This window comes from Streptomyces sp. NPDC006798 (assembly GCF_040635975.1).
Lineage (GTDB): Bacteria > Actinomycetota > Actinomycetes > Streptomycetales > Streptomycetaceae > Streptomyces.
This window is the reverse complement of sequence record NZ_JBEYIS010000073.1, coordinates 19,683-31,622: the sequence shown is the minus strand read 5'-3', so window position 1 is coordinate 31,622 and position 11,940 is coordinate 19,683. Positions and strand designations below refer to the sequence as shown.

Annotated in this window: 4 protein-coding genes and 1 pseudogene; 2 read left to right on the top strand and 3 right to left on the bottom strand. The window is 75.3% G+C overall.

Annotated elements, in window-relative coordinates; genetic code table 11:
* Positions 1 to 231: 231 nt before the first annotated feature.
* Entirely contained in the window at positions 232 to 771 is a 540-nt protein-coding gene (locus ABZ714_RS31840) for an SDR family oxidoreductase (protein ID WP_358828833.1), read from the bottom strand.
* A gap of 18 nt (positions 772 to 789) precedes the next feature.
* Between ABZ714_RS31840 and ABZ714_RS31835 the strand changes: the two are divergent.
* Together ABZ714_RS31835 and ABZ714_RS31830 are read left to right on the top strand one after the other, a co-directional pair.
* Positions 790 to 1,269: pseudogene (locus ABZ714_RS31835) on the top strand (AfsR/SARP family transcriptional regulator); the annotation flags it as partial.
* A 705-nt stretch (positions 1,270 to 1,974) separates the two neighbouring features.
* The gene (locus tag ABZ714_RS31830; RefSeq protein WP_358828832.1) at positions 1,975 to 2,847 is read left to right on the top strand and encodes an alpha/beta hydrolase; all 873 of its coding nucleotides are present in this window, start codon (positions 1,975 to 1,977) and stop codon (positions 2,845 to 2,847) included.
* Positions 2,848 to 2,964: 117 nt separating this feature from the next.
* Here ABZ714_RS31830 and ABZ714_RS31825 read toward each other — a convergent pair whose 3' ends face one another.
* Positions 2,965 to 8,694 carry an amino acid adenylation domain-containing protein gene (locus ABZ714_RS31825; RefSeq protein WP_358828831.1) on the bottom strand — a complete coding sequence of 1,910 codons (5,730 nt, stop codon included), beginning with the start codon at positions 8,692 to 8,694 and terminating at the stop codon, positions 2,965 to 2,967.
* Entirely contained in the window at positions 8,694 to 11,792 is a 3,099-nt protein-coding gene (locus tag ABZ714_RS31820) for an amino acid adenylation domain-containing protein (protein WP_358828830.1), read from the bottom strand. Before ABZ714_RS31820 ends, ABZ714_RS31825 begins: the two co-directional genes overlap by 1 nt.
* Positions 11,793 to 11,940: the final 148 nt, after the last annotated feature.

The following is an 11,940-nucleotide window of genomic DNA, read 5'->3' as shown; positions in this document are numbered from 1 at the left end:
CGAAGAACTCCGACAGCCGCGCCAGCACCCCGTCGACCGGGTCGAGGACCTGCTCGGCGACATCCGCCGCCTCGGCCGGGGACCCGGCGCCGTGGCGCCCCCGCGGCCCTCTTGGTCGCGGTCGGGACCCGCTCACGGTCCCGGGCTCTCGGTGACGTCGGTCCTCATCACCTCGGAGATACCGCCGCGGATCCGGTACACCCGGGTGTCCGCGGGCGCCGTCGGAGCGGTTCAGTGGCTGGTACCGAGGCCCTGCCCCCAGCCGCCGTCCACGGCCAGCTCCACATTGGTGGTGAAGGTCGCGTCCGCCGCCAGGAAGAGGGCCGCAGCCGCCACCTCCTCCACCGTCCCGTTCCGCTTCAGCGGTGTCGACTCGTTCCCCTGCTGCTCGAACGCCCGGCGCTCATCCGCGGTCAGTCCGGGCATCCCCATCGACGGAGTCTTGATGAAGCCCGGCGCCACCGAGTTGACCCGGATCCCGCGCGGCAGCAGCTCCACCGCGAGTACATGGGCGATCGCCCGCGCGGCCTCCTTGGCCCCCGAGTAGGCGCTCAGCCCGGGGAAGACCAGATCATTGGCGACCGTGGTGAGCACGATCGCCCCGTCGTCGTTCAGCAGTGGCGACAGGCTCCGGACCGTGAAGAAGGCACCCTTGGCGTTGATGTCGAAATGCCGGTCCCAGACCTCCTCGGTCACCTCCTCCAGCGTCTGCACCTCGGCGAAGCCGTGGTTGAGGAAGAGATAGTCGACCCGGCCGACGGCCCGCTGCACGGTGTCCGCGAGCCCCCGGACATCGGTCTGGCGCTGGGGGCCAGACGACAGGGGCGGCTGGACGTGGCCGAGGGCTATCTGCGGCGCTGGCTCGCCTGGAACCGGCAGTTCGACGCCGAGTACGGTACGGCGCTGATCCTGGCCGAGCTGGGCTTCGTCGCCGAACTGCGCGGCGACGCCGAAGCCGCCCTGGCCCTGCACCGGGAAGGGCTGGCCGCCGCCCGGCACACCGGCGACCCACGCGCCGTGGCCCTCGCCCGGGAGGGGCTGGCCGGGGCCCGGGCGCTGGCCGGGGACGCCGAGCGGGCGGCCCGGCTGCTGGGGGCGGCGGACGCCGCCCGGCGGTCGGTGGGCGCGCCGCTGCCCCGGGCCGAACGCGGCGACGTGGACCGGGTGACGGCCGCGCTCACCGCGACGCTCGGCCCCGGCCGGTTCGCGTCGGCGTTCGCGGCCGGTGCCGGGTCGGCGGGGTCGGCGGACGACGACGAGCCGGGCTGACGTCAGCTCACCAGCGCGCGGAGGCAGGGGAGTCGAGCTCGGATCAACTTGTCGGAGGGCGGCGTCGCGACGACGGTCCGGGCGTTCGGTGATCGAGTGCCGCGGGGGTTGACCGCGGGGTTGGGTCAGGCAAGCCCGACCCGATGAGTGATTCGACTCCCGTCCACGGACTGACCGGTGTCGCTCCTCCCCGGCGAACGGACCCGGCCGCACGCGGCGTCGCTCGCGGAGCCGGACTGGGCCGACGGACTCCTCACCGGCCCGGACGGCGGTGACCGGGACACGGACTCCGGCCCGGGGCCGGTCCTGGTCCTCGCGGAAGGCGTTCTGAGGTATCCGGAGCCGGGCGAGCCGACCTCCTTCCTCGACGTGAACCGACGGGTCTTCGGCCCCGGCACCGAGGTCGTCGGCGATTACTTCCACCCCCCGGCCCGCACCGAGCGACCGCCGGCCCGCCGGCAAGGCGACCGGCGCCCGGTTTTGCTCCGGCGCCCGCGACGGGCGACGGCTGGCCGCGTTCGCCCCCGGCTGGGAACTGACCGCCGAATACGGGATCATGGAACGGATCAGCCCGTTCCACCGGGCCGCGGGACTGCTCTTCCGTACGGTCGCCCTCGGCAGCCGCCCGTACGCCGCCGCCCGGCTCCGCGCCACCGCCTGAGCCCCTGGTCGTCCAGGGCGGAGGCGCGCACCGGTAGGTTCCCGATGATGACCTTCACGGAGACAACGGGCCTGGTGGCGGCGGCGGACGGGGCACGGCTGCACTGGACGGCGCTGGGGGAACGAACCCGGCGCCCGGCCGTCGTACTGCTGCACGGCGGCCCCGGCCTGCCGGACTATCTGGCCGGGATCGCCCCGATGATCGCGGATCTCGCCCCCGTCTACCGCTACGACCAGCGCGGCACGGGCCGCTCCGGGTGGCGGGGACGCCATACCCTCGACCGGCATATCACCGACCTCGCCGGTCTCCTCGACGCCTGGGGCGTCCCCGACGCCGTACTGATCGGGCACTCCTACGGCGCCGATCTGGCGAGCCGGTTCTGTCTGGCGCACCCCGCCCGGGTCGCCGCGGCGCTGCTGATGTGCGGGCCGTTCACCGGCGACTGGCGGACCGGATGGCGGGCGGAGCGCGATCGCCGGATGCCCCCGGAGCTGCGGGACCGGCTGCGGGAGCTGGGCGAGTTGTCGCACCGGACCGAGGAGCAGGAGGTCGAACTGCTGACCCTGTCCTGGTTCCCCGATCACGCCGACCCCGAACGCGGCCGGCGACGAGCGGCCCTGGCGGCCCGGCGGCGTCGCCCGGTCAACTGGGCCATGAATACGGAACTCGGCGCGGAGAACCGGGCGGACCCGCTCGACGGACACCTCGGCGAACTGCGGGACCGGCTGCCCGCCCGGACGGAGATCCTGGGCGGGGCCGACGACCCCCGCCCCCTGGCGTCGCTGGCGTCGCTCGCCCACCGGCTCGGTGTCGAACTGACCGGGATCGAGGGCGCGGGGCACGAGCCCTGGCTGGAGCGGCCCGACCTGGTCCGGGCGCGTCTGCGGCGATTCGTCCGGGACGCCGTGGGCGCGTAGCGCCGGAACCGCCGGATCCGCGCCCGTCCTACGGCGCTCGCCGTCCGCCCCGGCCGGGAGGGCACGGGACGGACGGCGGCGGCCTCCGCGACGGAACACGGCGGCCACGGGGGCCGGTTACGCCGTACCCGGCCGCGCCTCCTTCGGCGACGACGGCTCCGCGGCCAGTGCCGCCAGGCCCACCAGATCGTCGGCCCGGGCGTCGGGGACGTCCCGGTCGAACCGGGCCAGCGGACGGATCCGCATCGACACCGCGCCCAGGACCAGGATCGCGGCGCCGAGCAGCAGATACAGCAGTCCGATACCCCGGCCTTCACCGGTACCGATCAGCGGCCCCAGCGCGGCGGCGAGCGCGCCGTCCGCGGCCATCACCGGCTCCAGATAGCGGGTCCCCAGCGGGGCGATCAGCAGCAGCCCCACCGGCAGGGTGGACCAGGCGACCAGCTGGTTGAGGGCCATCACCCGGCCGTGGAACCGCTGCGGCACCTTCACCTGGACGATCGTCAGATAGATGCCGTTGAGCAGGGAGAGCGATGCCGACATCCCGAACACCCCGGCACCGACGACCAGCAGATCGGCCCGCGATCCGGTGATCATGCAGAACAGGGCCAGTACCGGGATCACCAGCAGCATGCCGCGCATCCTCCGGCGCCGGGGGCCGCCCCAGAAGCCCATCGCGAGACCGCCGACGACGGCCCCGAGCCCGCCCGCCAGCGATACCGACGCCACCGAACCCAGGGTGGAGAAGCCCAGTACCAGCGGCGACACCAGCTGGAACAGGACCGGCAGAAAGAGATTGAGCAGGGCGAAGAAGATCAGCATGGCCCGGAAGCCCCGGTCCCCGGTGACCAGCCGGAACCCGGCGACGATCTCCTGACGGAGCGTCTCCCGCCGCCGGGCGGGCAGGGTGCGGGGGAACCGCACGACCCCGAGGACCAGGGCCGCGACGGCGTAGCTGACCACATCGAGCAGCAGTACGCCGCCGAGGCCGATCGCGGCCAGCAGGCCGACGGCCGCCAGCGGGGCGACCACCTGCGCGATCCCGCCGGAGATCTGGACCACCCCGTTGGCATGGCCCAGATACCGCTTCGGCACCAGCTGCGGGATCGCCGACTGGAACGCCAGCCGCTGACCGGTGAGCGAGACCGACAGCAGCGCCAGCAATGTGCCGACGTGCCAGGCCCGTAGCTCGCCCGCCAGATGCAGCAGGGCCAGTACGGCCTCCGTACCGCCGGAGACCGCCGTACACACCAGCATCACCCGCCGCCGGTCGACCCGGTCCACCAGGGTGCCGAGTACCGGCGCCGCCAGCAGCCCCGGCACGATCCCGAGCACCGCGAAGAGACCGAACCAGGCGACGGAGCCGGTGGAGAGATAGATCCACAGCGGCAGGGCGAACTCGGTGAGCGCCGAACCGGTCTGGGACACCATCTGCGACCCGGCGACCGCCACGAACCGCCGGGTGTCGCGCCGGGTACGGGCGCCGCCCGCCTCCGCCCCCGGTGGTGGGGCGCCCTCGTGGTGCACCCCGTCCAGCCACCAGGTGGCGCCGTCGGGCCGCCGGTCGCGCCCCAGCTCCGCCGCCGGGTCCGCCGCGTCCGTCGTGTCCGGCGCGTCCGGCGGTTCCGCCGTGCCGGGCGCGCCGTCCGCAGCGCGCCCGGCGAGCACCGCCGGATGGACCGTGGTGACGATCTCCGCCAGCTCGGCCGCCCGGTGCTTGAGGAAGTAGTGGCCGCCCTCGTCCAGTACGGCCACCGCCGTCGTCGTCCCCAGGAAGCCCCACTCCCGGAACCGCTCGCGATGGAACTCCGTCCCCGGGTCCGCACCGCCGATCACCGAGATCACCGGCGACGACAGCCCGTCCCGGGCGCCCGCCAGCCGCTCCGTGAAGTACTCCTCGGCGGCCCGGGAATCCGCCCGGACATTCGCCACGATCGTGGCCAACTGCTCCGGATCGAGCCCCTCCAGATCCGCGCCCATCGACCGGAGCCAGTTCAGATGGAGCCGCCCGCTGCGCCGCCGGTCCAGGGAGAACCGGGAGAACAGCCCCAGCAGCCCCTCGGTCGGCCGGGCGAAGGGGAAGATCCCGCCGAGATAGACCGCGGCGGGCTCCCGGCCCGCCGCCGCGAGCCGCCGGGCCAGCTCGACCGCGAGCGCGGCGCCCACCCCGCAGTGCCCGTACACCGCCACCGGCCCCGGCACGCCCGCCAGCACCTCCTCCGCGCACCGCCGGGCCACCTCCTCCAGCGGCAGGGACTCCTCCGACATCCCCAGGTCGTGCCCGGGTACGGCGACCGCGTGCAGCGCCACCCCCGGCGGCAGGGCGTCCGCCAGCGGCTGGTAGGCCACGGCGCTGCCGCCGCCGTACGGCAGACACACCAGGGAGAGCGCGACGGACCCCGGTTCCTGGCGGGGCGTCAGCTCGTGCAGCAGCCGCCGGGGTCCCCGCTCGGCCTCCGAACGGCCCGCGAGGGCGGCGAGCGCGGCCACCGTACGCTCCTGGAAGACGTCCATCAGGGTGATCCGGGCCTCGCCGCCCAGCGCCCGGCGGAGCGCCGCGACCATCCGCATCGCCAGCAGGGAGTGCCCGCCGAGGTCGAAGAAGTCGTCATGGGCGCCGACCCGGGCCAGGCCCAGCAGTTCGGCCCAGACGGCGGCGACGGTCTCCTCCGCCGGGGTCCGCGGGGCGGTGTACGGCGCACCGTCCAGCGGCCCAGGCGCCCCCGGCTCCGGCAGCGCCCGCCGGTCGACCTTGCCGTGGGCCTGCCGGGGCAGCTCGGGCAGCACCACGAACCGCGACGGTACGAGATAGTCCGGTAGCCGCTCCGCCAGTAGCCTGCGCGCCTCGGCCGGCGGCGGCGGTTCGGCGCCCTCGGCGGGCACCAGATAGCCGACCAGCACCTGTTCGCCCGCCGGTCCCCGGGCGGCGGCCACCGCCTGTGCCACCCCGGGCAGTTCGGCGAGATGGGCCTCGGCCTCGCCGAGTTCGACCCGGTAGCCGCGGATCTTGACCTGGTCGTCGCCCCGGCCCAGGAACTCGATCGTGCCGTCGGGCCGGTGCCGGGCCAGATCCCCGGTCCGGTACATCCGGGGATCGGTACCGTCCGGCGCGGGACCGGCGAACGGGTCGGGGCGGAACCGTTCGGCGGTCAGCTCCGGCAGCCCCAGATAGCCCCGGGCCAGCCGGTCGCCGCCGATCCACAGCTCACCGGTGACCCCCGGGGGTACCGGTGCCCCGAGCGGATCCAGCAGATACACCCGGGCGCCGGGCAGCGGCCGTCCGATGGCGGTGGTGGGCCCGTCGGCGGGCTCGTGGGGGTCGATCAGGAACGTGGTCGCGCCGACCGTCGCCTCGGTGGGGCCGTAGTGGTTGACCACCCGGCAGCCGGTCCCGGCCGCCGTCGACGCCAGGGCCCGGCTCCACTCCCAGCCGGACGCCTCACCGCCGAGGATCAGCAGCCGGCCCGGCAGCAGCGCCGCCGGATCGCCGGTCTCGGCGCCGAGCGCCGCCAGATGCGACGGCGTCAGCTTCAGACAGTCGATCCGGTGTCCGGCGAGATAGGCCGCCAGTTCGGGGCCCGGGGTGCGCGGCGCCAGCAGATGCAGACAGCCGCCCGTCGTCAGCGACAGATAGAGCGTCGTCAGACCGAAGTCGAAGGCCAGCGACTGGAGGAGGACGTACCGCGCGCCGTCCGCCAGCCCGGCCTCGGCGAACCGCCGCCGTACCCCCGCGAGATAAGTCAGTACCTGCCGGTGCTGGACGGCCACGCCCTTGGGCGTTCCCGTCGACCCCGAGGTGTAGATGACGTACGCCAGATCGTCCGGGCCCGCCCCGCCGCCGGGTGGAGTGTCCGGTACGGCCGCGAGCCGGTCCGCCAGCTCCTCGAGGAGCAGTACGGGCGCCCCGGCCCCGGCGACCAGGGCGTGCCGGTCGCCGGTGGTGACGATCACCACCGGCTGGGAGTCGGTGAGCATATGGGCGAGCCGGGCCCTGGGCTGCTCCGGGTCCAGCGGCACATAGGCCGCGCCGGACCGCAGCACCGCCAGCAGGGCCACGGCCTGCGCCACGCCCTGGTCGAGACAGACGCCGACCAGGGCTCCCGGCCCGGCGCCCGACGACCGCAGGAGATGCGCCAGCCGGTTGGCCCGCCGGTCGAGTTCGCCGAAGGCCAGCGTCTCCTCGCCGTGGACGAGGGCCGTGGCGCCGGGGGTACGGGCCGACTGCGCGGCCACCGCGTCGGCCAGCGTCGCGGCCTCCGGCAGCGCCGGACCGCTGTCGTTCCACTCGGTGAGCACCCGCCGCCGCTCCCCGGGCGACAGCAGCTCCAGCGTTCCGACGGGAGCGTCGGGACCGGCCGCCGCCCCGGCGAGTACCCGCTGCCAGTGCCCGGCCAGCCGGGCGATCGTGTCCGCGTCCCACAGATCGGTGCGATAGGTGAGGAAGGCGTCGAGTCCTTCTCCGGTCTCGGTGCAGTAGAGCCCCAGATCCAGATGGACACCGCCGCCGGAGAAGGGGAACGTACGGGCGGCGAGCCCCCGGGGGGTGACGGTCCTGGCCCGGTGGTTCTGGAGGGCGAACGACACCTGGAACAGGGGCGGGCGCCCCACGTCCCGGGGCAGGTCCAGTGCCTCCACCAGCCGCTCGAACGGGGTCTCCTGGTGCCGCTGGGCGCCGAGGGCGGCCGACTTGACCCGGGCGAGCACGGTGCCGAAGTCCGGTGTGGTGTCCCCGGCCCCGGCCCCGGCACCGCCCCCGGCCCCTTCGCCGCCGTCCCCGGGCGGGCTCAGATCGGCCCGGATCGGCAGCACCGTACTGAACAGCCCGACCAGCCCCTCCGTCTCCTGCGCCGGACGGCCCGCGAACGGGGTGCCCACCGCGAAGTCGGTCCGCCCCGACCAGCGGGCCAGCACCACCTGGAAGGCGGCGAGCAGCGTCATGTAGAGCGTGGCGCCCCGCTGCCGGGCGAGCGCCGCGGCCGCCTCGTGGACCGCCGGATCCAGCCGGAAGGAGTGGGTGGCGCCGCCGGGGCCCGGTACGGCGGGCCGGGGCCGGTCCGTGGGCAGCTCCAGCGGCGGCACCCCCGCCATCGCCCCGCACCAGTACCGCAGCCCGGCTTCGGCGTCCGGCAGCTCCTGCCGGGCCCGTTGCCAGTGCGCGTAGTCGCCGTACGTCACCGGAAGCGCGGGAAGCACCGGCGGCTCGGGCCGCTCCCCGGCCGCCAGGGTGTCGTAGCCGCTGAGGAGTTCGTCGAGCAGTACCCCGGTCGACCAGCCGTCGCCGGTCAGATGGTGCTGGCAGACCACCAGGACGTGGTCGTCGTCGCCCAGCCGCAGCAGCAGGACACGGATCAGCGGCCCGGCCGCGATGTCGAACGGCCGGGCGACCTCCTCCTCCACCGCCGTACGGGCCGCGTCCTCCCGGCGCCCGGCCGGAACGCCCGCCAGGTCCACCGTCCGCCACGGCACGGTGAAACCGTCGGCGGGCGCGATGAGGACCCGGGGCATCCCGTCCTCACCGGCCGGGAACGAGGCGCGCAGCTGCTCGTGGCGGACCGCGACCAGCCCCAGCGCCTCGGCCAGCTGGGCGGGCCGCAGCGGGCCGGTGAGCCGTTCCGCCAGCGGCAGGACGTACGCGGCCGTGCCCGGGGTCAGCTGCTCCACGAACCAGAGCCGCTCCTGGGCGAGAGAGAGGGGGACCGGTGTCCCGTCCGGGCGCGGGGTCACCGTCGCGGCCCGGGCGGCGGCGGGCCGCTCCCGCAGCCGCCGGGCGAGCACGGCGCGCTGCTCGGCGGTCAGGGTACGGCGCGGCGCGCGGACCGGCGCCGACGTCATGGTCTCGTGCTCCATCACATCTCCCCGGCGAGGAGCTCGACGGTGACGGCGTCGGCCACGGCGGCCACCGTCGGCTCGTCGTAGAACACCGTGAGCGGGACGTCCGCCCCCATCCGGTCCCGGATCCGGGCCGCGACCTGGGTGATCGTCAGCGAGTGCGCGCCCAGGTCGAACAGGTCGTCGTCGAGCCCCACGGACGGCAGGCCCATCACCTCGCACCAGATGCCCGCGATCTCCTCGGTCAGCTCGTCCCACGGCTCACCGCCGCCGTCACCGCCCGAGGCGTCCGGCGGACCGTCGGGTACGTCCCGTACGGGTTCGGGCAGGGCCCGCCGGTCCGTCTTGCCGTTGGGCGTCAACGGCAGCCCGGCCAGCGGCCGGACGGTCCCGGGGACCATGACCTCCGGCAGGGTCAGGGCGAGAAACGCCCGCAGCTCGGCGACGGACGGCTCGGGTACCCCGGCCCGCCACACCGGATAGAGGGCGAGCGACTGCCCGCCGGGGGCGTCGGCGTCCCCGGAGACCGCGGCCGCCGCCGCGGCGACCGCCGGGTGCTCCAGGGCCCGGGCCTCGATCTCGCCCAGTTCGATCCGGTGGCCCCGCAGCTTGATCTGGTCGTCGATCCGGCCCAGGCACTCCAGTACGCCGCCGGGACCGACCCGGGCCAGATCGCCGGTGCGGTAGTAACGGTCGCCGGTGCGCGGGTCGGCCCGGAAGCGTTCGGCCGTCAGCTCGCTCCGGCCCCGGTAGCCCCGGGCCAGCCCCGCGCCGCCGAGCGCCAGTTCACCGGTGGTGCCGTGCGGTACGGGCCGCCCGCCGGGATCGAGGACGAGGGCCGTGGTGCCCGCGATCGGACGGCCGACGGTCACCCGGTCGGCGTCGGCGCGGACCTCGGCGGCGGTGGACCAGATCGTGGTCTCGGTGGGCCCGTAGACGTTCCACAGGCGCCCGACCCGTTCCCCCAGCCGCCGGGCCAGCGGCAGGGGCAGCGCCTCGCCGCCGCAGAGGGCGGTCAGGGCGGGGGCGGTGAACCCGGCGTCCAGCAGCAGCCGCCAGCCCGACGGCGTGGCCTGGAGATGGGTCACCCCGTACCGCTCCGCGAGAGCCGTCAGCGCCCGGCCGTCCCGGACCTCCGGCTCCGCGGCGATCACCACCCGGCCGCCGGTGACCAGCGGCAGCAGCAGCTCCAGGGCGGAGATGTCGAACGAGAACGATGTGACGGCCAGCCAGACATCGGCGGGCCCGGAGCCCAGCAGATCACGGAAGGCCAGCAGCAGATGGGCCAGGGCGCCGTGCGGCACCTCGACACCCTTGGGACGGCCGGTGGAACCCGAGGTGTAGATCAGATAGGCGAGATCGTCCGGCCCCGCCACCGGAAGCTCCGGCTCCGCCGACGCGGCCGTCCCGGGCCCGGTCCCGGCCGGCTCGGCGAAGACGTCGTCCAGCAGCAGGACCCGGCCCGGACCGGCCACCCGGTCCTCGGTGCGCCGCTGCGCCAGGACGACCGGCGCGCCCGCGTCGGCCAGCACGAACGCCACCCGCTCCGCCGGATAGGCCGGATCGACCGGCAGATAGGCGCCCCCGGCCAGCCCCACGGCGAGCAGCGCGGCCACCGCCTCGGCTGACCGCTCGGCGCAGACCGCGACCACCGTCCCCGGGCCGGCCCCGGCGGCCACCAGCCGCCGGGCGAGCCGGGTGACGGCCGCGCCCAGTTCGCCGTAGCCGATGGTCCGGTCGCCGTCGGTCAGGGCGGGCCGGTCGTGGTGGGCGGCGAAGGCGGCGGTCAGCAGCGCGGGCAGGGCGGCCCCGGCCGCGTCGGCCGCGGGCTCGGGCCCGCGCAGCGGCGCCGACTCCGCCGCGCGGAGGAACGACAGCTCGGACAGCGGGGTCCCTGGGGCAGCCACGACGGCGGCGAGCAGGGCGCGCAGATGGTCCCCGATCCGTTCGGCGGCGGCGGGCGACAGCACGTCCGTACGGTGCATCAACCGCAGCTCCAGCCGGTCGGGGCCGTCCAGCAGATGGATCCGGAGCGCGCCCCTGGCCGTCCCGGGGAAGAGCACCCAGTCGACGGAAGTGCCGAGACCGGGGAAGGCGACGGGCCCGGTCCGGCGGCGGTAGGTGACCGTCACCGGCGCGGCCGTCACCCCGGGTGGCAGCCCCGGGACGGCGCGGGCCAGTGGCACCGCCCGGTGCGGATAGCAGTCGCGCAGCGCCGTACGGACCGTCCGGGCGAACGCGTCGAACGGGGCGGCCGGGTCGGGGGCCGTCACCACCGGCAGCTCATTGGCGTACATCCCGATCCGGTGGGCGTCGCCCCGGGAGCGGGTCCCGAGCCCGACGGCGGTCGCCGGGTGCTCGTTGCCGTACCGCGCGAGCAGGGTGTGTACGGCCGTCAGAACCAGTTCGAAGACGGTGAGGCCCAGTTCGCCCGCGGTCCTGGTCAGTCCGTCCCGGAGCGCGGGGTCGAGGTCGAAACCGGTCACCGCGCCCGGTCCGGTGCCGCTCTGGTCGGCCCCGGGCACCAAGCCGGGCAGGGCGACGGCGGGCCCGGGCAGCGGGCGGTCCGCCCAGTGGGCGACGGCGGCGGCGACGGCCGCCGGGCCGGGGCCGGTGGGCGTGCCGTCCGGGGCGGGGAGCCGTTCGGGGGCGGGGCCGTGACCGGCGCGATGGGCGTACGCGGCGGCCAGATCGGCCAGCAGCACATCGGTGGAGGCGCCGTCGAAGACGAGATGATGGGCGACCCCGTGGAGGGTCGCCCGTCCCTCGCCGGTGGTGAAGAGGGTGAATCTGACCAGGGGTCCGGCCGCCGGATCGAACGGCGCGGCGCTCGCGGCGAGCAGCTCCCCGGCCAACAGGTCCGGCGCGCACGCCCGTATCGCGAGGCCGGGTCTCGGGCCCGGGGCGAAGACGGGTATGCCGTCCTCCTCGCGGACCGTCAGGGAGAGCGCCGGATGACGGGCCGTGAGATCGGCGACGGCCGAGGCGAGTGCCGGGATGTCGGGATCTCCCTCGAAGCGGACGGCGAACGGCAGATGGTTGACGGCGCCGAGCGGGGCGAGTCGCTCGGAGACCCAGAGGCCGTGTGGCGCGGGTCCGACGGGAAAGCTGGTCACGGGGGTTCCTCAGGTTGGTCGGTCTCGGTGAGTCGGTCGATCGGGAGAGCAGATATGGGAAGAGAGGGGAGATACGGATGGGACTGGGGAGGTTCCCTGGCGGTCAAGCCATGAAAAAGACTGATAAACCGCCCCGAAGAAGGCGGGC

What these genes read in the sequence shown, in the direction of transcription:
- ABZ714_RS31830 (WP_358828832.1), top strand. Translation starts at nt 1,975, where the DNA reads ATGATGACCTTCACGGAGACAACGGGCCTGGTGGCGGCGGCGGACGGG.
- ABZ714_RS31825 (WP_358828831.1), bottom strand. Translation starts at nt 8,694, where the DNA reads ATGGAGCACGAGACCATGACGTCGGCGCCGGTCCGCGCGCCGCGCCGT.